Raw genomic sequence first — 22,743 nt, forward strand, 5'->3', positions numbered from 1 at the left:
TTTCGTCACGTCCTTTGCACCATGATCATTGCCGGCGGATACAGACATTACCAAGTATGATCCACTATATGGACCTTAATGAAAGACGAATAAACTAAACAAACCCATTTATTTACTGTTGATTTTGTCAATTTTCCTGTGTATCCCGAATATATGGTTTTGTAACGGTCCATATTGTGGAGGCAATACACCGATACTTTCAGACTTTTGGAGGGGTCTGGCCAGTCTGGCAACAGCAGATGTACCCTGATGTCGCGGTCGCGGCACAGGCGCCCTGTTTTGCTAGCCACCATCCATTGCGAAGGTTGTTCTGCGGGAGAGGAGGCCCAATGACCATGACCGCAAGCACAAGTGACGACGTCTTTGTACTCGACGGCGAGATGCTGCACACGGAGCCGGCAACAGGCTCCTGGTTCATGCGGCCGATTGAGGCAGTGGCAGCCGCGCTGTTGGCGGCGATGATCGGCCTGCTTCTGCTGGGCGTGACATCGCGCTATGCCCTGCATCTGCCTATTGTCTGGATCGATGAAGCGGCGTCGTTGTGCTTCCTGTGGTTTGCGATGCTGGGTGCAGCCATTGCCATCGACCGCAGCGAACACCTGCGCCTGACGCTGTTTCTCACCATGTTTCCGCAGCGTTTTCGGGGTTATATCAATTCGCTGGCCCTGGTGCTCGTGGCGACATTTCTGGCGGCGATCATTCAGCCCGCCATGGAATATGCCATCGAGGAATGGGTGGTCACATCGGCTGCGCTGAATATTCCGATGACCTTCCGCGCCGCGGCTCTGCCGTTTGGCGCCTGTCTTATGCTGCTGCTGGTCCTCAACAATCTTTTCCGCAGGGAAAGACTGCGCGATATCATCGTGGCGCTTGTCACCGTCGCGGTCGCTTCCGGCCTGCTTTATCTGGCGTCGCCGACGCTCGAAACCTTCGGCAATTTCAACCTGGCGATCTTCCTCGGCCTGTTCGTGGCGGTGTTTCTGGTGGTGGGCGTACCGATCGCCTTCTGCTTTGGCCTCGGAACCCTCGCCTACCTGACCTTCACCACCTGGGTTCCGACCATCGTGATGATCGGGCGCATGGATGAGGGCATGTCGGGCATCATTTTGCTGTCCGTGCCGGTTTTCGTGCTGCTCGGCTGCGTGCTCGATGCCACCGGCATGGGCAAGGCGATTGTCGAATTGCTGTCCTCGATGTTCGGCCATATCCGCGCCGGCATGTCCTATGTGCTGCTCGGCTCACTGTTCCTCGTCTCGGGCATCTCCGGCTCCAAGGTTTCGGATATGGCGACCGTCGCACCGGCGCTGTTTCCGGAAATGAAGCGTCGCGGCCACAAGCCCAAGGAAATGATCGCGCTTCTGGCCACCGGTGCGGCCATGGCCGATACGGTTCCGCCATCGATCGTGCTCATCGTGCTCGGCTCAGCCGCCGGCGTATCGATTGCCGGCCTGTTCACCTCCGGCTTCATGATTGCCATGGTGCTGCTGCTGGTGCTGGCCGTGCTGGCCCGCTGGAAGGCGCGGCACGAAAACATGGAAGGGGCAAAACGCACGCCATGGCCGCTGGTCGGCAAGGCGGCCCTGCTGGCAGCCCCGGCGCTGGTTCTGCCCTTCCTCATCCGCAGCCTGGTGGGCGGCGGCGTTGCGACGGCAACCGAGGTTTCCACCATCGCCGTGCTTTATGCCATGATCATCGGCGCAGTGCTTTATGGCGGCATCAGCCTCAAGAAGCTTTATGCCATGCTGGTGGAGACGGCAGCCCTTTCCGGCGCCATCCTGCTGATCCTTGGCTGCGCCTCGGCCATGGCCTGGGGCCTGACGCAGAGCGGCTTTGCTTTCCAGCTCACCGCGATGATCACCGATCTGCCGGGCGGCTGGATGACCTATATGGTCGTATCGATCCTGATTTTCATGATCCTCGGCTGCGTGCTGGAAGGTCTGCCGGCGATCGTCCTGCTCGCGCCGATCATGTTCCCGATTGCCCGCACGCTTGGCATCAACGACATCCATTATTCGATGGTCGTGGTGGTGGCCATGAATATCGGCCTGATGGCCCCGCCCATCGGCATCGGCTTTTATATCGCCTGCAAGATCGGCAATGTTTCGCCCGACGAGGCCATGGGCGCCATCTGGCCTTACCTCGCGGCAATGGTCATCGGCCTGCTGCTGATTGCCGCAATTCCGGGTTTCTCGACAATTCTGCTCTGAGGCCTCTGGCGGGGCGGCCGCAATGCCGAGGAAGGACACATGCTTTATTTTGGGAGGAGAAAGCAATGAATATCAACAGACGTACCATGCTCGCCGGCGCCGGTTCGGCCGTTCTGGCCACCGCCTTTGTGTCACGCGCCCGCGCTGCCCAGTTCAACTATAAATATGCCAACAATCTGCCTGCCGCGCACCCCATGAACATCCGCGCCAAGGAGGCCGCAGACCGTATCGCCAAGGAAACCGATGGCCAGGTGAACATCAGCATCTTCCCCAGCAGCCAGCTGGGCGCCGATACGGACGTGCTGAGCCAGGTGCGCTCAGGCGGCGTTGAATTCTTCACGCTTTCGCCGTTGATCCTGTCGACGCTGGTGCCGAACGCTTCCATCAGCGGCATCGGCTTCGCTTTCCCGAACTACGATTCCGTCTGGGCCGCCATGGACGGCGATCTCGGCAAATATGTGCGCGGCGAAATCGCCAAGCAGAATCTCGTTGCCATGGACACCATCTGGGATAACGGCTTCCGCCAGATCACCAGCGCGTCCAAGCCCATCGCCACGCCGGCCGATCTCGAAAGCTTCAAGATCCGCGTGCCGGTGAGCCCGCTCTGGACCTCGATGTTCAAGGCCTTCAAGTCGGCTCCTGCGTCGATCAATTTCGCCGAAGTCTACACCGCGCTGCAAACCGGTGTGGTTGACGGCCAGGAAAATCCGCTGGCAATCATTTCCACCGCCAAGCTGTTCGAAGTGCAGAAATTCTGCTCGGTCACAAACCACATGTGGGATGGCTTCTGGTTCCTGGCCAACAAACGCGCCTGGGAGCGTCTGCCGGACGATCTGCGCGCCATTGTGGCGAAGAACCTCAACCAGTCCGGCAAGGATGAACGCGCCGACGTGGCGAAATTGAACGCCTCGGTGAAGGAAGACCTGATCGGCAAGGGCATGACCTTTAATGAAACCGACGCGACACTCTTCCGGGCCGCGCTGAAGGAGGCGGGCTTCTATTCCGAGTGGAAGGGCAAATACGGAGATGAGGCCTGGGCCATTCTCGAAAAGGCCGTCGGCGCCAGCCTGACCTGATCGATCCGCTGAATAATTGGCCTCGCCTTCAGCGAGGCCAACCCGATTATGTCTGACGATTGCAATGGAGACTGTTTTGACAGGTCGCCTGACGGGAAAACGCGCGCTTGTGTTTGGCGCAGGATCATCGGGTCCGGGTTTCGGCAATGGCAAGGCTGCGGCCGTGCAATTTGCCCGCGAAGGCGCGCGTGTGGCCTGTGTCGATCTCTCCGCTGACGCGGCTGACGAGACGGCGCAGATCATTCGCGGCGAAGGGTTCGAGGCAATTGCTGTCACAGCCGATGTCACCGAGCTACAGTCCGTATCGGCCACCGTTGCCCGCACCCTCGAGGCCTTTGGCGGTATCGATATCCTGCACAACAATGTCGGCGTGACCCATATAGGCGGGCCGGTCGAGCTGGATGAAGAACGCTTTCGCGCCTCCGTCGATCTCAATATCGGCTCGGTTTATCGCACTGCCAAGGCCGTGTTGCCGGTAATGCTGGCGCAGGGCGGCGGAGCAATCGTCAATATCTCCTCGCTCGCCTCCATCCGCTGGACCGGTTATCCCTATTTTGCCTATTACGCCATGAAAGCCGCCGTCAACCAGGCGACCGTGGCTCTGGCCATGCAATATGCCCGGCAGGGCATTCGCGCCAATTGCATTTTGCCCGGCATGATCGACACGCCGCTGATCTACAGGCAGATCAGCAACCAATATGCCTCCGTCGAGGACATGGTTGCGGCGCGTAATGCCGCCGTTCCGGTGGGCCGCATGGGCGATGCCTTCGATATCGCCCGCGCCGCCGCATTTCTGGCATCCGATGAGGCGAAGTTCATCACCGGCGTCTGTTTGCCGGTGGATGGCGGGCAAAGTTGCGCGGTGGGGGCGTTTTCCTGATATGGCGACGGCAATTCCGGTAGAGAATGATCTGACAGGCGCGCGTGCGGTAGACCGGGCGCTGGCGCTGCTGTCCATGGTGGGAAGACACGCCGAGCGCGGCGTATCGCTTTCCGTCATCGTCACCGAAAGCGGGCTCAACAAACCCACGGCCCGCCGCCTGTTGCTGGCGCTGATCCGCGCCGGCCTTGTCGAGCAGGACGAGGAAACACGGCGTTATTATCTCGGCGAGGAAGCCTATGTTCTGGGCAGCCTGTCGTCTCGCCGTTTCGGCCTTCTTCAAATGGCCCAGGACGGGCTGACGCGCATTTCCCGCCGCACCGAGGATTCGAGCTTCCTGTCCGTGCGCCGCGATACATTCGCGCTCTGCCTTTATCGCGAAGAAGGCACCTGGCCGGTGCGCACCCACGCGCTCCAGGCCGGTTTCGAGCATCCGCTCGGTATTGGCGCGGGGTCGCTCGCCATGCTGGCCGCCCTGCCCGATGCCGAGGTGGAAAGTATCATCGCCGCCAATAGCGGGCTGATTGCCGCGAACTATCCCGGCATCACGCTGGACGGGCTGCGCCGCGATGTAGAACTGACGAGAACCAATGGTTATTCACTCAACCCCGGCCTGATCCTTTCGAATTCCTGGGGTATCGGCGTTGCCATCCGCACACCGGAGGGCGCGGTGGCGGGAGCGCTGAGCATCGCCGCCGTCGATAGCCGCATGCGGCCGGAACGCCAGCCGGAACTGGCGGTGCTGCTGCGCGAGGAAGTGACCCGCATCGAAACGCGCATTGCGGAGATGATGGCCAGCCGTGCCCGCACGCGCGGCGACGGCGACACCAAACGGCAAACAAGGAGAACGAGCAAATGAGCAAAGCGCAGATCGTCGGCTGGGCGCATTCGCCTTTCGGCAAATCGGCCCTTGAAAATACCGAGCAGCTGATGGCTTCGGTCGTGACGCCGGCCATAGACCATGCGGGCGTCGATATCGGCGATATTGACGGCATTTTCGTTGGCGTGATGAATAACGGTTTCTCGAAGCAGGATTTTCAGGGCGCACTCGTGGCCATGGGCGATGAGCGCCTGGCCTATACGCCCGCCGTGCGCTTCGAGAATGCCTGCTCCACGGGGTCGGCCGCCCTTTACAGTGCCATGGATTTCATCGAGGCCGGGCGTGGACGCATCGCGCTCGTTGTCGGCGCGGAAAAAATGACGGCGCTGCCGACTGCTGAAGTCGGTGAAATCCTGCTCTCCGCCTGCTACCGCGCGGAGGAGGCCGATATTTCCGGCGGCTTTGCCGGCCAGTTCGGACGTATCGCTGAGGCCTATTTCCAGCGTTATGGCGACCGCTCAGAAGAGCTGGCGATGATTGCCGCCAAGAACCACGCCAATGGCGCGGTCAATCCCTATGCCCATATGCGCAAGGATTTCGGCCTCGATTTCTGCAATACGGTATCGGAGAAAAATCCCTATGTCGCAGGCCCCCTGCGCCGTACCGACTGCTCGCTGATCTCCGACGGGGCCGCCGCGATCATTCTAGCCGACGAGGAAACGGCAGCCACACTCAACCGCGCCATCGGCTTCAGGGGCCGCAAGCATGTCAATGACATTCTGGCATTGAGCCGCCGCGATCCGCTGGCATTTGAAGGCGCGCGCCGCGCCTGGGCCGGCTCGCTGGAACTCGCCGGCGCGACCCTCAACGATCTCTCCTTCGTTGAAACCCATGATTGTTTCACCATCGCCGAACTCATCGAATATGAGGCAATGGGGCTGGCGAAGCCGGGGGAAGGCCACAGGGTGGTGCGCGAAGGGACGGCGCTGAAAACCGGCCGCCTGCCGATCAACCCATCCGGCGGCCTGAAATCCAAGGGGCACCCGGTCGGGGCAACGGGTGTCTCGATGCATGTCATGGCCGCAATGCAATTGATGGACGAGGCGGGCGACATGCAGATCCCCGGCGCCGCGCTTGCCGGCGTCTTCAACATGGGCGGCACGGCGGTCGCCAATTACGTCTCGATCATGGAGCGCGTGAAATGACGATGCAAGACGCCGCGCAGCACCCCCCGGGCGGTGTTGTGCCTTCCACCACACGGGTGATGAACCTCTCGCATTTTCTGACCCAGGCCGCGCGCCGCAACCCGGCCGATACGGGTTTCGTCTGGGGCGACAGGACATGGAGCTGGGCGGAAATGGACGCCCGCGTCGACGCCATGGCGCAGGCGCTGATCACCGAATTCGGCGTGCAGAAGGGTGACCGCATTCTGGTGCAGTCGTCCAACAACAACCAGATGTTCGAATCCATGTTCGCCTGCTTCCGCGTGGGCGCAGTGTGGGTGCCAACCAATTACCGCCAGTCGCCCGATGAAGTGGCCTATCTGGCAAAGGCCAGCGGCGCGCGCGGCATGATCTGCGCCAGCGCTTTTCCAGAGCATGCGAAGGCAAGCCGGGAAGCGACCACGATCGATTTCACCATTGCCATAGGCCCCGCCGCGTTCGGCGAGGATTATGATGCCATCGTGGCCCGTCACCTCGGTCAGAAGGTCAAAAGCCGGGCGGTGGATCGGGACGATCCCTGCTGGTTCTTTTTCACGTCAGGCACCACCGGCCGGCCCAAGGCCGCAGTGTTGACGCATGGCCAGATGGCCTTTGTCATCACCAACCATCTCTGCGATCTGATGCCCGGCACCGGACCGGGCGACGCCTCCATCGTCGTTGCGCCGCTTTCGCACGGGGCGGGCATTCACCAGCTGGTGCAGGTGGCGCATGGGGCGAAAACGGTACTTCCGGCAGCGGAAAAACTCGATGTTCCGGCCGTCTGGGCGCTGATCGAGAAATGGCGCGTCACCAATGCCTTTACCGTGCCGACCATCCTGAAAATGCTGATCGAAGACGCCTCGGTTGATCGTTTCGACCACTCTTCCCTGCGTTACGTCATCTATGCCGGCGCGCCGATGTATCGGGCCGATCAGAAACGGGCGCTCTCAAAGCTCGGCCCGGTGCTGGTGCAATATTTCGGCCTCGGCGAAGTCACCGGCAATATTACCGTGCTGCCGCCTTCCTTCCACAGCACCGAAGATGGCCCGGCGGCACGGGTCGGCACCTGCGGTTTCGACCGCACCGGCATGGAAGTGCAAATTCAGAACGAAGCGGGCGAGGAGGTTGGAGCCGGTGAAACCGGCGAGATCTGCGTCATCGGTCCCGCCGTTTTTGCCGGCTATTACGACAATCCCGAGGCCAATGCCAAAGCCTTCCGCAACGGCTGGTTCCGCACCGGCGATCTTGGCCACCGCGATGACAACGGCTTCGTCTACATCACCGGCCGCGCCTCCGACATGTATATTTCCGGCGGCTCCAACATCTATCCGCGCGAGATCGAAGAGAAGATCCTCATGCACCCGGATATCAGCGAGACGGCGGTTCTGGGTGTGCCGGATGCGGTGTGGGGCGAGGTCGGCGTCGCCGTCTGCGTGGCGCGCGAGGGCGCAGATATCGCCGGCATCGACCTCAAGGCCTATCTCGAGGGCAAGATGGCTCGCTACAAGCTGCCGAAAACGGTGGTGTTCTGGGATGCCATGCCGAAATCCGCCTATGGCAAGATCACCAAGAAAATGATCCGCGAGGAGCTGGAGAGACGCGGCCAGATGCCCGCCTTCGAAGAAAAACGGACCGGCTGACGGGTACGACATCCAATCGGGAGGAGAGGCAATGACACAGCAGACGGCAGGGACAAAAGGCGGTGTCGCGATCACCGGCGGCGCATCCGGCATCGGTTTTTCCACGGCGCGGCTCTTGATGGCGCGCGGCTGGGAGCCATGGTTGCTGGATCTCAAGCGCGACGCGCTGGATGCGGCCTGCGAAAAACTCGGCATGGACCCGTCACGCGGCATCGTCTGCAACGTGGCGGATGAAGCGTCGATAGAACAGGCTTTCAACGCCCTGACGGCTGGTGACATCGGTCATGCCGTCAATCTGGTGGCGGTGGTCAACAGCGCGGGCATCGGCATCGACAAGCTTTCCGTCGATACCAGCGTGGAAGAGTTCCGCCGTATCGTCGACGTCAATCTGGTCGGCAGCTTCGCGGTGGCCCGCGCCGCCGCGCGTTACTGGCTGGAGCACGAGATTTCCGGCTCCATCGTCAATATCAGCTCTGTCTCCGGCATGTGCGGCAATCGTGGCCGCAGCGCCTATGGTGCTTCAAAGGGCGGCGTCAATCTTCTGACGATGGTAATGGCAAACGAGCTGGGACAATCCGGCATTCGCGTCAATGCGATCGCTCCCGGCCCGGTCGATACACCGCTGACCCAGGCGGTTCATACGGAGAATGTTCGCAACCAGTGGCATAGCCGCGTTCCCATGCACCGCTATGGCAGGACGGAAGAGATCGCCTCCGCCGTGGCTTTCCTCGTATCGGACGACGCGAGCTACATCAACGGGCAGGTGCTGGCCGTGGATGGCGGCTTCATTACCGCAGGGCTTGCGGTATGACGGAAACAGGCACGCAAGAGCTGCCCCGCCGCATCGTTCATCCAGGACCGATAACGCGCGAACGCTTTCGTGTGGTCGGCTGCCACGCCCATCCCGTCACGCTGACGGTCAGGCCAGGCGTGTGCGTCAACGCTGCCATTGCCGACGCCTTTGCGGAGCAGGGTTTCGATGGCGGTTATGTCAGGCTGAAAAACGTACCGATGCAGCGATTGCAATATGTCATGCCCGCAGCCGCCCCCGATGACAGCCACGCTGCCTGGTATAGCGAAACCTTCTCCATGCCGGGCGGTACGATCATCGATGCCGGCCTGCATATGGGGCGCCGCGGCGGCGAGCCCTTTCTGCACTGCCACGGCGCGTGGAAAAGCGCTGACGGCATTTTATCCATGGGCCATCTGCTGCCCTTCGAGGCCGAATTTGCCGGGGAAACGTCGCTGGAGGCGCTGGCGCTGGATGGTGCGATCCTCGATGTGCAAAAGGATGAGGAAACGAATTTCCCTCTCTTCACGCCCATCGTGCAACCGCGCCACCGCAGAAGTGCCGGCCTGAAGGCGTTGTTATGCACCGTGCGGCCCAATACCGATATCTGCACGGCGCTTGAAGCCGTCGCCGCGAAATTCGGCCTGCGGGAGGCCGAGATCAATGGCATAGGCAGCCTGATCGGTGCGGACTATGAGGACGGAACGACCCTTGCCGCCTATGCCAGCGAAATCCTCATCCGCAGCGGTCGCGTCAGTACCGTCACGGGCGGTCGAAAAGCGGCGCTGGATATCGCAATGGTCGATCTCACCGCAAATATCAGCGGCGGACGGCTGGTGCGCGGCCGAAACCCGGTTTGCGTCACCTTCGAACTGCTCCTGACCGAAAGAGAGGCCGCCGCATGAGCTGCGCCGGGGTCGATGGCGGCGCGGCGCAGGCCAATGGCCGCTCCTATCATACCTCAGGCTACCTGCGGCTTCTGCGCCGGCAACCATTCTTCCAGCGTCACTTCGAAGGTCATGCACACGGGATTGACCCCTGCAACGAAGGGGCCGCCGTAAACAGCGCCTTCGGTATCGGCGACGACACCGGTGAGCGCGGCGCGCAACGAACCATCGGGCTGGGCGCGCACTTCACCGGCAAGGGAGACGATTTCCACTGCCGGACCGCGAATTTGAACGAACTCGCCGCTGCGGGTGCCGAGGCATGCATCGACCAGGCTGCCCAGCGCGCCACGCACGAAAGCGTTGCGGAAACCTTCGGCGAGGCACAGTTTCTCGACGCCGAGCACCAGGTCCTCATTCGGCCCGATACGGGCATAGGCCACACGGCCCATGGAGCCGGATTCGACAATATCATGCGTGTCCATCGGCGCGCTCCGTGCGGTTCTCTGGTTGAAGAAGAGGAATATTGGTCTCGGGATCGAAAGACTGTTGCAGCACGAAACTGTCGAGCGAGGTCACCAGTGCGGAAATGCCGCCGTCACCGACAATGCAGGATTCGGTCAGCAAATGGCCGCCCCTGACCATACCCGTCACGGTGCGCATGGCGGCGTGGCAATGAACGATCGGCGCGCCCTTCATGCTGCGCCCGAGAGTGGCATTGCCGAAGATCAGCCAGGCCGCTCCGGCATCGATGGGTTTCGTATAGGCAATGACCGCCCTGCCGGAGGGATCGGGCGGAGCCACGCAATAGCACAATATGTCGAAATAACCACCGAGAATGGTCAGAGACGCGTTTTCGATACCATCTTCGAAGAGTGGCCGCACGATGCCGTCGAAAAGGCTGCAGCCCGGTGCAAGGAACAACCGTACATGACGCGCAGATGGCGAGCGCCGGCTGTTGATCCGCACCGGCGAGGAGATACCGGGATGTATCAGCATGCGCGGCCTTGGAAAATGCTGTTGCTGTACCGGTGCCATGACTGCTCCTCCCTGCTGCCTGTCGTTTGCAGTACGGTATTCGAAGACCGGCCGAAGGTGCTTTCGAATGACATTGTGAAAATACGCGCCGGAAAACACTTCTTTCGCAAGCGGCCCCATGGGCGGCAGATTTTTTTGCAGCCTGTTTCGGGGAGATCGGCATGACGAAGCCGCTGGACAGAATTGACCGTAAAATATTGCGGGCGCTGCTGGAGAACGGCAGGCTGAGCAATACGGAACTGTCGGAAAAGGTGGGGTTGTCACCCAGCCCTTGCTGGCAGCGCACCAAGCGGATGGAAGACGAAGGGGTTATTCGCGGTTACACGGCCATTATCGATCAGGCCCATCTGGGGCTGACCGAAACGGTGATCATCGAGGTGATGCTGGAGCGCCACGACGATGAGGTCCTGGAACGTTTCGGCGCAGCCATGGCCGCTCTTCCGGAGGTGCTGGAAGCCTATCTGACCACCGGCGAGTATGATTATCTCATCAAGGTGGCGGTGGCAGGAACGAAAGGTTACGAGCAGTTTCTGCGCCGCAAACTCTACAAGATCGAGGGCGTACGTCATTCCCGTTCCTGTTTCGCACTTAAATGTCTCAAGCACACACTGTCGGTCGTCCCCGATGCCGAGCCTCCGTCCGGTTGATTTGCCTGCGCCCGTCGATTTTCAATCTTCCGCGATGTGCAGGCCGTTACGCCAGGGAAACATTCGTGAAAGCCGGATGCGCCACCCAATTATTCGGTGAAAGCTTCCTCACGTTTGCGGCTGATGCTCGGTGACAGCACCAGCGCCAGTACGGCCACGGCAAATATCAGCAGCGAGAAGCTGAGCGGGCTGCGCAGAAAGATCATGGGATCCCCCTGGCTGATCAGCATCGCACGGCGCAGGTTTTCCTCCAGCATCGGCCCGAGAATGAAACCGAGCAGCAACGGCGCCGGTTCGAACCGCATCTTGCTCAGTGCAAAACCGACAATGCTGAATCCTGCCATGACGAAGACATCAAAAACACTGTTGTTGATGCTGTAGGCGCCGATGCAGCAGAAGCCGATGATCGCCGGAAACAAAAGATGATACGGCACGGTGAGCATCCGCACCCAGAGGCCGATCAGCGGCAGGTTGAGAATGACGAGCATGAGATTGCCCGACCACATGGAGACGATCATGCCCCAGAACAGGCGCGGTTCGTCGGAAATCACGTTCGGGCCTGGGGTGATCCCCTGGATTATCATGGCACCGACCATCAGCGCCATGACCGGATTTCCGGGAATGCCGAGGGTAAGCATGGGAATGAACGAGGTCTGCGCGCCGGCATTGTTGGCGGATTCGGGAGCCGCGACCCCTTCGATGGCGCCTTTGCCGAATTCGGCCCGGTTGGGAGAAACGCGTTTCTCCACCGCATAGGCGGCAAAGGAGGCCAGCATCGCACCTCCACCCGGCAAAACGCCGAGAAGGGAGCCGAGCCCCGTGCCCCTCAAGACCGGTGCGCAGATCCGCCGGAAATCTTCCCTCGTCAGCATCAGTCCCGTGACGCGCTTGACGCCGACCGAGCGCTCATGCTCGTTTTCCAGATTGCGCAGGATCTCGCAAATGCCGAATATACCCATGCTGACGGCAACGAAATTCAGTCCGTCATAAAGTTCCGGAATATCGAAGACATACCGCGGCGTACCGCTTTCGACATCGGTGCCGACCGTACCCAGCAGCAGGCCGAAGACAATCATGGCGAAGGCCTTGAGCAGCGAGCCGCTTGCGAGCGCCACGGAGGCGACCAGGCCAAGAACCATCAGCGAGAAATATTCGGCGGGTCCGAAGTTGAGCGCGACGGCGGCAAGCGGCGGCGCCGCCACCGCAAGCAGGATGGTCGCCACCGTGCCGGCAAAGAAGGAGCCGAGGGCTGCCGTTGCAAGCGCCGCACCCGCGCGCCCGTTGCGAGCCATCTGGTAACCGTCGATGACAGTGACGACGGACGAACTCTCGCCGGGCAGATTGATGAGAATGGCCGTTGTCGAACCGCCATATTGCGCCCCGTAGAAGATGCCCGCCAGCATGATGAGCGCGGATTCCGGCGGCAAGCCGAAGGTGATGGGCAGCAGCATCGCGATCGTGGCCGTTGGCCCAAGGCCCGGCAGCACGCCGATCGCAGTGCCCAGAAGACAACCGATGAAGCCATAAAGCAGGTTCATCGGCAGGAAGGCCGTCGACGCACCCAGCCAGAGGTTAGAAAAGATATCCATGAGCAATCCGATCCGGTTTCGCGACTGGCTGGCAAACCCTAGAAAAGGTCACCGATGAAGGGGATCCATGGCCCGAAGGCTCGGACGGGAAGCGCCAGGAGCTTCGTGAAAAGCAAAGCCGAGCAGCCTGCCAGAAACAGGCCCAGCAGGATCGAATGACGCCAGTTGGCATAACGGCTTGCGGCCGAAGCCCCGACAATGAGCAGGAACATCGCGGGTGCGAGACCAAGCCCCGCCAGCACGAGACCGAAGCCGACGGGAGCGAGGATCACCAGAAAGGAGGCCTTCCAGTTCCAGATCTCGGCCTCTTCCTCTTCAGCACCGACCATCAGCGACTGGATGAGGATGAGCACGCCCAGCGCCATCAGGATCAGGCTCAGCATGACCGGGAAATAGCCCGGCCCCATGCGGAACGAAGTGCCGACGTCGAGATTCCCGCCGAACCAGATGAATAACAGGCCGGCAAAAATCATCGTCACGCCGCCGGCGAAGTCGCGACCGTTTTTTATCTTCAGCATGGCATGATACTCGCGTGTGGAAAATGGGCCGGTCGGAATGACATAACGGAACATCATGTCCGACCGGCAGACCGGATCACTGCGGCGGCACCTGCGCAACCTTGATGACCTCGGCCCACTTTGCCGTTTCCTTGTCGATAAAGGCCTGGAACTCCGTCGAGCTATTGCCGACCGGCGTGACGCCCATCGCTTCAAGCTTCGCTTTCATCGCCGGATCCGCAATGATCGCCTGGACTTCCTTGCTGAGTTTTTCAACAATTTCCGGCGGGGTGCCAGGAGGTGCAAACAGGCCATGCCAAGAGGTCGCTTCGAAACCGGGAATGACGCTTGCCATGGTTGGCACGTCGGGCAGCAGGTTGGCTTTCTCCAGGCTGGTGACGGCGAGCGCCTTGACCTTGCCGGCCTTCACCTGCTGGGCCGCTGTCGGAATATTGTCGAACATCATGTCCACATGCCCGCCGACGACGTCGAGAATGGCCTGGCTGCTGCCCTTATAGGGTACATGCGTGATCTTGAGATCAGCCTTCGTAGCCAGAAGTTCGCCCGCGAGATGGATGGACGTGCCGACGCCGGAAGAGGCATAAGTGTGCTTGCCCGGCTCAGCCTTCAGGAAGGCGATCAATTCTTCGACGGAATTCGCCTTTATCTTGTCCGGATTGACGACCAGCACGTTCGGCAGGCTGGCAATCAGCGAGATCGGCGCAAATCCCTTTTCCCTGTCATAGGGCAACGTCTTGTAGAGCGTCTGGTTGATGGCGTTGGAGCTGACCGTGCCCATGCCGATCGTATAGCCGTCCGGTTTTGACCGGGCCAGATCGCCGAGGCCGATATTGCCGCCGGCGCCGGGCTTGTTTTCAACGATGAAACGTTGCCCCAGCCTCTTGTCCAATTGTTCAGCCACAAGGCGGCCGAATGTATCCGTATTGCCGCCTGCGGCAAAGGGAACGATCACGGTCACCGTCCTGGACGGATAGTCTTCGGCAAGGCTTGGCTGCGGAACGGTTGCGCATGATACGGCTGTAAAAGCCGCAAACGTCATGAAACGCCTGAGGTTCATTATATTTCCTCCACTTTTCTGGCTTCCCGCCAGCGCTGTTCACCACCCTTCGAAACCCTCCTCCCGAAGAAATGGAAGCGCTTTCATTCTAACCTCAAAATCGTTGACTGCAACCACGAGAAGATTTTTTTAAATCAATATAAATCAGTTGATTAGACAAAATTAGGAGAAAGAGCGAACATGGGAACTTGATTAAACCAAAAATGAAAGCGTAAATCATTTTTAAAAAGGATGACGACAATGTCCGAGCACGATAAGAACAGCCATATCATTACAAACGGCCCGGTGACGCTCGCCGACATTGCAAAGCTTGCAGGCGTTTCGCCGGTCACGGTTTCGCGGGCAATCAACACGCCGAACATGGTCAAACCGCGCACGCTGGAAGCGATTGAACGCGTCATCGCAAGGACGGGTTACGTGCCGAACCTCCTGGCCGGCGGCCTCGCGTCCAGACGATCCCGGCTGATAGCAGCGATCGTGCCATCGGTCTCCAGCACCATTTTCGCGGAGACCATCGAGGGCCTGAATGCCGAGCTCGTCTCCGCCGGCTACCAGCTTCTGCTTGGCCTCTCCGGTTACGACAACGCCCGCGAACTGGAACTGACGCGTGCAATTCTGGCGCGTCGTCCCGATGGCATTATTCTCACGGGCATCACGCATCTGAAGGAAACGCGCGCCATGTTGACCGGCGCCGGCCTGCCGATCGTCGAAATCTGGGATTCCACACCCTCGCCGCTCGACACTGCGGTCGGGTTTTCGCATGCGGCGGTTGGCGCGCTGGTGGCCGAACATTTGTTGATCAGAGGCTACGACCGCTATGCCCAGATTGGCGCCAACGACCCCCGCGCCGTTCAACGCCGCGACGGCTTCGTTGGCCGGCTCAGAGGGATCGCGGATGTCGAATTGCCGGCACTGGAAATGAACTCCCCCTCCACCTTCCGCGACGGCAGGCTGGCGATGGCGCAGCTTCTGGATCGCGGACAGGGCACGCTCGGCGTTTTCTGCTCGTCAGACGTGGTCGCCCATGGCGCCCTGGCGGAAGCGCATGCGCGCGGCTGCAGCATTCCCGATAGGCTTGCTATCGTCGGTTTCGGCGATTTCGACTTTGCTCCCTATACGCACCCGCCACTGACCACCGTTCGTATTGACCGCCGCGACATCGGCACCAAGGCAGCGCGTTCCATTCTCAGGAAAATAGAAGGCGACAGGGATGTGGAGGCCATGATCAACATCGACTTCCATATCGTTGCCCGAGGCACCGCGTGACGCCCACGGCTAAGGCCGCTTGCCAAATTCCGCCGTGCCCCGCGTCCAGTGACCGGCCTGTTCAGAAAGCGTAATGCCAAGTCCCGGCCGGGTCGGCACCAGCATGCGGCCATCGCGGATCTCCTGCCGCTCATTGAACAGCGGATCGAGCCAGTTGAAATGCTCCACCCAGGGCTCAAGCTCATAGGCCGCCGCCAGATGAAGGTGGATTTCCATGGCGAAATGGGGCGCAAGCTGCAGCTTCTTCGCCTCGGCCAGTGCGCAGATTTTCAGGAATTGCGTAATGCCCCCGACGCGCGGCGCATCGGGCTGGATGAAATCGACCGCTTTATTCTCGATCAATGAACTATGTTCCAGAACGCTTGCCAGCATTTCGCCGGTTGCGATCGGTGTATCGAGCTGTGCGGCAAGCGCCGCATGCCCCTCGACATCATAGGCATCGAGCGGTTCTTCGATCCACGTCAGATCATAGGGCTCCATCAGACGCCCGAAACGCATCGCCCGAGGACGATCCCATTGCTGGTTCGCATCGACCATCATCGCCACCCTGCTACCAAGGCGCTCATGCACCGCGGCGACGCGCTTGAGGTCGACAGCCATGTCGGGATGGCCGACCTTGATCTTGATCCCACCGATCCCCGCAGCAATCGAGCGCTCGAGATTTTCGAGCACCTCCTCGATCGGTGACGAGAGAAAGCCGCCGGACGTGTTGTAGCATTGCACGGAATCGCGATGCGCACCGAGCAGCTTTGCCAAAGGCAGCCCTGCGCGTTTCGCCTTGAGATCCCACAAGGCCACGTCGAAGGCTGCTATCGCCTGAACCGCAAGCCCGCTGCGGCCGACCGATGCACCCGCCCAGCAAAGCTTGTTCCACAGTCTGCCGATGTCGCTCGGATCCTCGCCGATCAGAACGCCTGCAATCTCCCTGGCATGTTCAAACTGACCCGGACCGCCGGCACGCTTGGAGTAGCTGAAGCCAATGCCGCTATGGCCGTGCTTTGTCTCGATTTCCGCGAACAGAAACGCTACTTCGGTCAGGGGCCTTTGCCTGCCGGTCAAAACTTTTGCGTCGCTGATCGGCGTCTTCAGCGGCAGGAAGATCGAGGAAAGCTTTATCCAGGCAATACTGTCTGCGCCCGTGGCCTGCTGCAGGTGGCCTGTTTCTGCTGACCGCGTATCCATCTTCGCCTCTTTGATTTTCACCCGCAGGAGCGGTTCTCGTCTTGACTGATATCGCAGCGATCAATTTAAGTCCAAGCTGTTTTCTGTTGGATATTGATACCGGATTTGAATAGATGCTTGATTTGGGACAGGTCCGTTCATTTATCGCCGTCGCCACCGAGCTGAACTTCAGCCGCGCAGCCCGGCGCTTGAATATGACCCAGCCTCCACTCAGCCGGCAGATCAGATTGCTGGAGCAGGAGCTCGATGTCATCCTCTTCGAAAGGACCAGCCGAAATGTTGTCCTGACACCGGCCGGGCTGGCGTTTCTGGCCGAGGCGCAAAAATTGCTGGAGCTGGGCAATGCGGCGATAACCGTGACGAGAAGGGCGGCGCGCGGCAGTGCAGGATCGGTGAAAATAGCCTTTGTCGGCGCCAGCACCTATAGTTTCCTGCCGAAATTCATCAGCCAGGCCCGCGCCTCCGCGCCTCAGGTTGAACTCGAACTGGTGCAGATGGAAACGGCCGAGCAACGTCAAGCCATCAATGCCGGCAATATCGATCTCGGTCTGTCCCGCCCGCTTACCGGCAAACATCATCTGGAAAGCCTGTGCGTTGCGCGCGAACCCATGATGTTGGCTATCCCCCGCGCGCATCCGCTTGCCGCCAGACGCCGACCGGCACTGAACGCGCTCAACGGCGAGCCCTTCATCATGTTTTCTTCGCCGGCGCGTTATCTGCACGACAAGCTGACCGGGTTGATAGAGCAGAACGGGCTGATGCCCCGCATCGTGCAAAGCATGACGCATTCTCAGGCCATCCTCTCACTGGTCAGTGCAGGCATCGGCCTGGCGCTTGTTCCCGCCGACACCCAAAATGCCTGCTTTGACAATGTGGTGTTTCGAACGCTCGATATGGAAGAGGAATGTATTGCAGAGCTTCATGCCATTTGGAGCCCCGACAACCGCAATCCCCTGCTACCGGAAATACGCAGCCTCCTCTTTAGGATGCCACGCTCCTCGTGACACGAGCAGGCCCCTTCGCCAGCGGCCTGATCTCCTCGACCTCCCCGGTATCTGCGTGCCCCTGGCGCTCCAGTTCGCAAACGTCTTCTTCAAATCGGACAGGAAAGGCCGGCACGCCCCGAGTTGCCCCAAAGCGAGGAAAGAATGTTTTCACCTCCTCGCCGGCTTAAATGTTTCAAAGATGATGAGGGATCCAATCACGACACCTCAACGCTTTCCTTCACCGAATTTCTCGGTCGCGAAATCCAGAAAGCTGCGAAGCTTGGGCGTCATCCGTCGGTCCGACGCAAAAAGTGCATGTAAGGCACGCGGGGGCGGTTCAAATTCAGGCAGGAGCTGGACCAGCCGCCCTGCCGACAGTTCATTGGCGATATCGCGCCGGAACAGACCAAGGTGATATTCGCCACGCAGCATCCGGCAAAGGCCAAAAGCTTCGACGGGGTATCGGCAGCCGCCCGGACGGCGAAGCCATCCTGGTATGTGGTGAGCGAGCAAGACCGCATGATTCAGCCGGCGCTTCAAGCCGCAATGGCGTAGAGGATTTCCGCAAACGTGACCACGCTGCAAGCCGGACACGCGCCGCACATTTACCGCTCGTCCGAGGAGAGAAAGATGGACCGACAATCCTGGTCCACCTCCCTGATCACGGCTCCGGAAAGGTTCAATTGATGACGATGACTTCAGGGTTCCAGCCATCCGGAACTGGCGATGGTCGCGTTATCTCGACATCGGACAGTGACAGGTTCGCGACATTATAACTGAACAGGCCCGGCATGCCGCCTGGATAATCGTTAAGACCAATAATCCGGCCATTGTCGTCACGTACCCAAGCACCGACGCGGCCTGCGGCGTCCTTGGACGGGGCGAGGTCGGCCTCAGTGGGCCGAATATCCTGCTGTTGCCCAGTGCCCAACGCGCCCGGCCGTTGCGTGAGCCTGACACCATTGATAGTGATGTCGGTAATATCACCCGGCTGGGCCGCATAAAAATTGACCGCCCCTTCATGAACGCCCGTCATGTTCTCAACAAGGACGCGGCGCACTTTGCCGGCCGGCACGCTCGGCCGCCGATCGAGTTGCGTAATGGTCAGAGCTTCACCCGAGCCCCAGAAGCCGAAAGGGGTTTCGCGACAATCCAGATCGATATTGCGATAGCTTATGTCACAAATTTCCCCGCCATCGCGCGACAGGATGCCGAGGCCGCGATTGCATCCCTCTAGAGTGCAATTGTCGACGCTGACGCGCTCGACATTGCCAAACGTTTCCGTACCGATCTTGATAGCACAGCTGCCGCTTTCGATGATGCACTCGGCGATCGAGATGTCGGTGCAATGCCATTGCGGCTGGCTCTGGCAGGTCTTGAGGACCACGCCGTCGTCTGCGGTCCGGATGACCGAATTGCGAACGCTGACGTTGACGCATCCATCCAGGACGAGACCGTCTGTATTGGGCATTCGCATGTCGTTGAACACCTTGTAGCCATCGACAATCACGTTGGTGCAGTGAATGAGATGCATGGTCCAGCTGGAGGCTTCGCGCAGTGTCAGCTGCTCGATACGGACGTTGCTGCTCTCTTCTAGCACCACGGTGCGCAGCCTAGGCTCAAGGGGAATATAGACGCCAGCCTCGGCGTCATCGCCGGCCACGAAATGCGAGCCGCCGCCATCAATCGTGCCGGGGCCTGTAATGGAAACGTTTTCAAGATTTTGACCGAGGATCATGCATCTCTCGCTTCCCTCGACACGTATGGTTGAGATGTTAGCTTCATACAGAGCGTGGTCGGGAAACGGTGAGAGCACGGCACTCTCCTCGAGATGAAGATCAATGTTACTCCTCAATTGCAGTGGCCCGCAGACGTGCTGGCCGGGGAGCAGCCTGACCCGGCCGCCACCGGCAGCGGAGAGCTTGTCTATTTCGCCCTGTAGGTGACCGGGTGCGGAACCGGGTGCGATGTTGATTACAGTTGTCATGATCAATCCTGGTCCTTAGCGGATGCGCCGTCCATGAGCGTCAAAGAGACGCGCCTTGACCGGATCGAACCCCAGATACACCTCGACGCCCTGCTCCGGCGCCTCGGTATCGCGGAGTTCGACAACGATCGGTTCGCCATCCTTGGTCGTGCAATACAGGTAGCCGTTGGTACCCAGATATTCTGCGTAGTCGACGCGGACGGCAAAGGTGGCCGCACTTGCGGGTGTAACGAATAGATGTTCGGGTCGAATACCCAGGCGGACCGTATTGCTTTGCTGCAGTGGCTCGCAAACAGGAACGGTGACTTCAGCGCCCTGGCAGGTGATTGCTCCCCCGGCGTTCACCTTGCCGGGCAGGAAGTTCATACGTGGCGAGCCGATGAAGCCGGCAACGAACTCATTGTCCGGATCTTCGTAAACGTCTTTTGGACTACCGACCTGTTCAATGCACCCATCGCGTAGCACGACGATCCTGTCCGCAAGCGTCATCGCCTCGGTCTGATCATGCGTCACGTAGATCATCGTATTGCCGAGCCGCTGGTGCAGCTTTGCGATTTCGATACGCATGCTGACGCGCAACTCGGCATCAAGGTTGGACAGTGGCTCGTCGAAGAGAAAGACCTTGGGCTTGCGTACGATGGCTCGGCCGATTGCCACACGTTGGCGCTGCCCGCCAGAAAGCTGACGCGGGCGGCGATCGAGCAGCTTGGTGATCTGCAGTACCTCGGCAGCAGCTTCGACCTGGCGCTCGATCTCGTCCTTAGGCGTACCCGCGACCTTGAGGCCATAAGCGAGGTTCTGTCTTACGCTCATATGGGGATAGAGCGCATATGACTGGAATACCATCGCGATCCCGCGCTTTGCCGGTTCTGCATCGGTGACGTCGGCGCCGTCGATGATGATCGCACCTTCCGAAACATCTTCCAGCCCGGCGATCATCCGCAACAACGTGGACTTGCCGCAACCCGAGGGGCCGACAAACACGATGAAGTTGCCGCCCTCGATTTCGAGGTCGAGGCCGTGGATGACTTCCAGGCTACCGAACCGCTTGCGGATGGACTTGAGAGAAATTCCGGCACGGGTGCCGTTGAAGACGGTGTTTTGGAACATACGATTATCCTATTGCGCCGCTGGCGATAGCGCGCCGCTTACTTGAGACCGGTGGTGGCAATTCCCTTGACGAGGTATTTCTGACCGAAAAGGAAAGCGAAGAAGACAGGAACCAGAGATACAATCGACATTGCGAACATCGGTCCGAAGGAGGATGATCCGGTTGCGTCAATAAAACCGCGCAGCGCTACCGGCACGGTACGAACCTCGTTTTTGGTCAGGTAGATCAGGGCACTGAAGAAGTCATTCCAGGAGCCAATGAAAGTGAAAACGGCGGTTGCGGCGAGTGCCGGCATCATCAGCGGCAGGATGATCTGGAAGAAAATCCGGAAGTGATTGGCACCATCGATGCGGGCAGCTTCATCAAGTTCCCGGGGGATGCCACGGATGAACTGCACCATCAGAAAGATGTAGAAGGCGTCGGTCGCAAGGAACTTAGGCAGGATGATCGGCCAGAATGTGTTCACCATGCCCATCTGAGCAAACATGATATACTGCGGCACGATAATCACGTGGATCGGAATCATGATGGTCACAAGCATGATCGCGAACATGATTCGTTTGGCAAAAAACTCCATACGCGCAAAAGCATATGCCGCCAATGAACAGGAGAACAGATTACCAATCACGCAGCCGATTGTGACGATTGCGGAATTGACGAGATAGGTACCGAACGGGCTCTGCAGCGCCGTCCACCCGTTAACGTAATTGCTGATGTCGAAAGACAGCGGCCAAATGCCGGGGTTGCGGAAGATTTCGTCGCTCGGCCGCAGTGAGCTGACCACCAGCCAGAGCAGCGGATAAATCATCACGATACTTGCCATGATCATGACGCCGTGCCGGCGGAACGAAACGTACCAGGGCAAATTGTGAGCCCGGGCCAAGGTAGCTGTAGCTGGATCAGTCATCGTAGAACACCCAATAGCGAGCCGCGAAGAAGTTGATGGCTGTAAAGGCGCCAATGATGAAGACGAGACCCCAGGCCAGCGCCGATGCGTAGCCCATGTCGAGCTGCGCAAACCCCTTCTGATAGAGATAGAGCGTATAGAACATGGTGGAATCCACCGGCCCGCCGTCGCCCCCTGAAACGATGAAGGCCTGGGTGAAGGATTGGAAGCTGCCGATGATCTGCAGTACGAGATTGAAGAAGATGATTGGAGTCAGCATAGGCAGCGTGATCGTGAAGAACTGCTGCCGCTTGGACGCCCCGTCGACCCGGGCCGCCTCATAATAGAGAGACGGAATCTGACGTAGACCTGCCAGGAAAATCAGCATCGGCGCGCCGAAAGTCCAGACATTGAGCAGAATAATCGTGCCGAGGGCAGTGTCCGGATTGGAGATCCAGCCCATTCCCTGAATTCCGACCATCCCGAGCATCTGGTTGACCAATCCCTGAGTACCGAACAGCTGACGCCACAGAATGGCGATGGCAACGGAAGAACCAAGCAAAGACGGGAGGTAGAAGATCGATCGGTAGAGGGCCAGTCCACGCATGCCACGATCCAAGGCGACCGCAACCATCAGGGCGAAAAGCAGCTGGAGTGGTACCGAGACCAAAACATAGGTGAACGTCACGCGGAGCGAATTGAGAAGCCGCGGGTCGGAGAACATGCGCAAGTAGTTGTCAAAGCCGATAAAGCGGGGAGGCTGAATCAGATTGTATTTGCTGAAGGATATGTAAAGCGAAGCAATCATCGGTCCGAGGGTCAGGGCGACAAGGCCGATTAGCCAAGGCAGCAGAAAGGCGTAGGCAACCAGCGTATTGCCCTTGCCGCGACGGCTTTGACTACCCAGGGAGCGCAGTTCGTTAAGAGCACTCATAGCGTTACCAATATTTGGAGGGCGCGCCGATGCGCGGCGGGAA

Annotated in this window: 22 protein-coding genes; 11 read left to right on the forward strand and 11 right to left on the reverse strand. The window is 59.7% G+C overall.

Annotated elements, in window-relative coordinates:
* The first annotated feature begins 329 nt into the window (after positions 1 to 329).
* From ACI2KA_RS18340 to ACI2KA_RS18375, 8 genes are all read left to right on the forward strand, one after another.
* A complete protein-coding gene (locus ACI2KA_RS18340; RefSeq protein ID WP_404503885.1) occupies positions 330 to 2,207 on the forward strand; it encodes a TRAP transporter large permease subunit in 1,878 nt (625 codons plus the stop codon).
* Positions 2,208 to 2,272: 65 nt separating this feature from the next.
* Positions 2,273 to 3,283, forward strand: a complete 1,011-nt coding sequence (locus ACI2KA_RS18345) for a TRAP transporter substrate-binding protein (protein ID WP_404503886.1) — start codon at positions 2,273 to 2,275, stop codon at positions 3,281 to 3,283.
* A gap of 76 nt (positions 3,284 to 3,359) precedes the next feature.
* Positions 3,360 to 4,163, forward strand: a complete 804-nt coding sequence (locus ACI2KA_RS18350; protein ID WP_404503887.1) for an SDR family NAD(P)-dependent oxidoreductase — start codon at positions 3,360 to 3,362, stop codon at positions 4,161 to 4,163.
* Position 4,164: 1 nt separating this feature from the next.
* Positions 4,165 to 5,022 (forward strand): IclR family transcriptional regulator, encoded by an 858-nt coding sequence (locus ACI2KA_RS18355; RefSeq protein WP_404503888.1) that lies wholly within the window; start codon positions 4,165 to 4,167, stop codon positions 5,020 to 5,022.
* Entirely contained in the window at positions 5,019 to 6,188 is a 1,170-nt protein-coding gene (locus ACI2KA_RS18360) for an acetyl-CoA acetyltransferase (protein WP_404503889.1), read from the forward strand. The genes ACI2KA_RS18355 and ACI2KA_RS18360 overlap by 4 nt, the downstream gene beginning before the upstream one ends.
* Positions 6,185 to 7,825 carry an acyl-CoA synthetase gene (locus ACI2KA_RS18365; protein ID WP_404503890.1) on the forward strand — a complete coding sequence of 547 codons (1,641 nt, stop codon included), beginning with the start codon at positions 6,185 to 6,187 and terminating at the stop codon, positions 7,823 to 7,825. The genes ACI2KA_RS18360 and ACI2KA_RS18365 overlap by 4 nt, the downstream gene beginning before the upstream one ends.
* Before the next feature lie 31 nt (positions 7,826 to 7,856).
* Positions 7,857 to 8,636 (forward strand): SDR family NAD(P)-dependent oxidoreductase, encoded by a 780-nt coding sequence (locus tag ACI2KA_RS18370; RefSeq protein WP_404503891.1) that lies wholly within the window; start codon positions 7,857 to 7,859, stop codon positions 8,634 to 8,636.
* Positions 8,633 to 9,520, forward strand: a complete 888-nt coding sequence (locus tag ACI2KA_RS18375; RefSeq protein WP_404503892.1) for a PCC domain-containing protein — start codon at positions 8,633 to 8,635, stop codon at positions 9,518 to 9,520. The genes ACI2KA_RS18370 and ACI2KA_RS18375 overlap by 4 nt, the downstream gene beginning before the upstream one ends.
* Positions 9,521 to 9,576: 56 nt before the next feature.
* Here ACI2KA_RS18375 and ACI2KA_RS18380 read toward each other — a convergent pair whose 3' ends face one another.
* On the reverse strand, positions 9,577 to 9,984 hold the full coding sequence (locus ACI2KA_RS18380) for a PPC domain-containing DNA-binding protein (RefSeq protein WP_404503893.1): 408 nt from the start codon (positions 9,982 to 9,984) through the stop codon (positions 9,577 to 9,579).
* On the reverse strand, positions 9,971 to 10,537 hold the full coding sequence (locus ACI2KA_RS18385) for a DUF296 domain-containing protein (protein ID WP_404503894.1): 567 nt from the start codon (positions 10,535 to 10,537) through the stop codon (positions 9,971 to 9,973). Before ACI2KA_RS18385 ends, ACI2KA_RS18380 begins: the two co-directional genes overlap by 14 nt.
* Before the next feature lie 161 nt (positions 10,538 to 10,698).
* Here ACI2KA_RS18385 and ACI2KA_RS18390 point away from each other — a divergent pair, with 161 nt between their 5' ends.
* The gene (locus ACI2KA_RS18390; protein WP_404503895.1) at positions 10,699 to 11,184 is read left to right on the forward strand and encodes an Lrp/AsnC family transcriptional regulator; all 486 of its coding nucleotides are present in this window, start codon (positions 10,699 to 10,701) and stop codon (positions 11,182 to 11,184) included.
* 89 nt (positions 11,185 to 11,273) lie between these two features.
* Here the strand turns inward: ACI2KA_RS18390 and ACI2KA_RS18395 are convergent, their stop codons facing one another.
* From ACI2KA_RS18395 to ACI2KA_RS18405, 3 genes are all read right to left on the reverse strand, one after another.
* Positions 11,274 to 12,773, reverse strand: coding sequence for a tripartite tricarboxylate transporter permease (locus tag ACI2KA_RS18395; RefSeq protein WP_404503896.1), 1,500 nt, complete (start codon positions 12,771 to 12,773; stop codon positions 11,274 to 11,276).
* 38 nt (positions 12,774 to 12,811) lie between these two features.
* Positions 12,812 to 13,291: a tripartite tricarboxylate transporter TctB family protein gene (locus tag ACI2KA_RS18400; RefSeq protein ID WP_404503897.1), complete on the reverse strand. Its 480-nt coding sequence runs from the start codon at positions 13,289 to 13,291 to the stop codon at positions 12,812 to 12,814.
* Positions 13,292 to 13,367: 76 nt separating this feature from the next.
* Positions 13,368 to 14,348, reverse strand: a complete 981-nt coding sequence (locus ACI2KA_RS18405) for a Bug family tripartite tricarboxylate transporter substrate binding protein (protein ID WP_404503898.1) — start codon at positions 14,346 to 14,348, stop codon at positions 13,368 to 13,370.
* Positions 14,349 to 14,588: 240 nt separating this feature from the next.
* On the opposite strand from ACI2KA_RS18405, the gene ACI2KA_RS18410 reads away from it, so the two are divergent.
* Complete coding sequence (locus ACI2KA_RS18410; protein ID WP_404503899.1) at positions 14,589 to 15,614, forward strand: LacI family DNA-binding transcriptional regulator; 1,026 nt, start codon at positions 14,589 to 14,591, stop codon at positions 15,612 to 15,614.
* A gap of 9 nt (positions 15,615 to 15,623) precedes the next feature.
* Here the strand turns inward: ACI2KA_RS18410 and ACI2KA_RS18415 are convergent, their stop codons facing one another.
* Positions 15,624 to 16,796: a mandelate racemase/muconate lactonizing enzyme family protein gene (locus ACI2KA_RS18415; protein WP_404503900.1), complete on the reverse strand. Its 1,173-nt coding sequence runs from the start codon at positions 16,794 to 16,796 to the stop codon at positions 15,624 to 15,626.
* 113 nt (positions 16,797 to 16,909) lie between these two features.
* Between ACI2KA_RS18415 and ACI2KA_RS18420 the strand changes: the two genes are divergently transcribed.
* Positions 16,910 to 17,800, forward strand: a complete 891-nt coding sequence (locus tag ACI2KA_RS18420; RefSeq protein WP_404503901.1) for a LysR family transcriptional regulator — start codon at positions 16,910 to 16,912, stop codon at positions 17,798 to 17,800.
* A gap of 207 nt (positions 17,801 to 18,007) precedes the next feature.
* On the opposite strand, the gene ACI2KA_RS18425 is transcribed toward ACI2KA_RS18420, so the two are convergent.
* The 5 genes from ACI2KA_RS18425 to ACI2KA_RS18445 form a co-directional block, all read right to left on the reverse strand.
* The gene (locus ACI2KA_RS18425) at positions 18,008 to 18,214 is read right to left on the reverse strand and encodes a LysR substrate-binding domain-containing protein (RefSeq protein WP_404503902.1); all 207 of its coding nucleotides are present in this window, start codon (positions 18,212 to 18,214) and stop codon (positions 18,008 to 18,010) included.
* Positions 18,215 to 18,461: 247 nt separating this feature from the next.
* Positions 18,462 to 19,769 (reverse strand): glycoside hydrolase family 28 protein, encoded by a 1,308-nt coding sequence (locus tag ACI2KA_RS18430; RefSeq protein ID WP_404503903.1) that lies wholly within the window; start codon positions 19,767 to 19,769, stop codon positions 18,462 to 18,464.
* A 15-nt stretch (positions 19,770 to 19,784) separates the two neighbouring features.
* Positions 19,785 to 20,879: an ABC transporter ATP-binding protein gene (locus tag ACI2KA_RS18435; RefSeq protein WP_404503904.1), complete on the reverse strand. Its 1,095-nt coding sequence runs from the start codon at positions 20,877 to 20,879 to the stop codon at positions 19,785 to 19,787.
* Positions 20,880 to 20,917: 38 nt separating this feature from the next.
* Complete coding sequence (locus tag ACI2KA_RS18440; RefSeq protein ID WP_404503905.1) at positions 20,918 to 21,787, reverse strand: carbohydrate ABC transporter permease; 870 nt, start codon at positions 21,785 to 21,787, stop codon at positions 20,918 to 20,920.
* Entirely contained in the window at positions 21,780 to 22,712 is a 933-nt protein-coding gene (locus ACI2KA_RS18445; RefSeq protein ID WP_404503991.1) for a carbohydrate ABC transporter permease, read from the reverse strand. Before ACI2KA_RS18445 ends, ACI2KA_RS18440 begins: the two co-directional genes overlap by 8 nt.
* Between the last annotated feature and the right edge of the window lie 31 nt (positions 22,713 to 22,743).

Origin of the sequence: Agrobacterium sp. NPDC089420 (assembly GCF_044900305.1) — a bacterium.
Lineage (GTDB): Bacteria > Pseudomonadota > Alphaproteobacteria > Rhizobiales > Rhizobiaceae > Agrobacterium.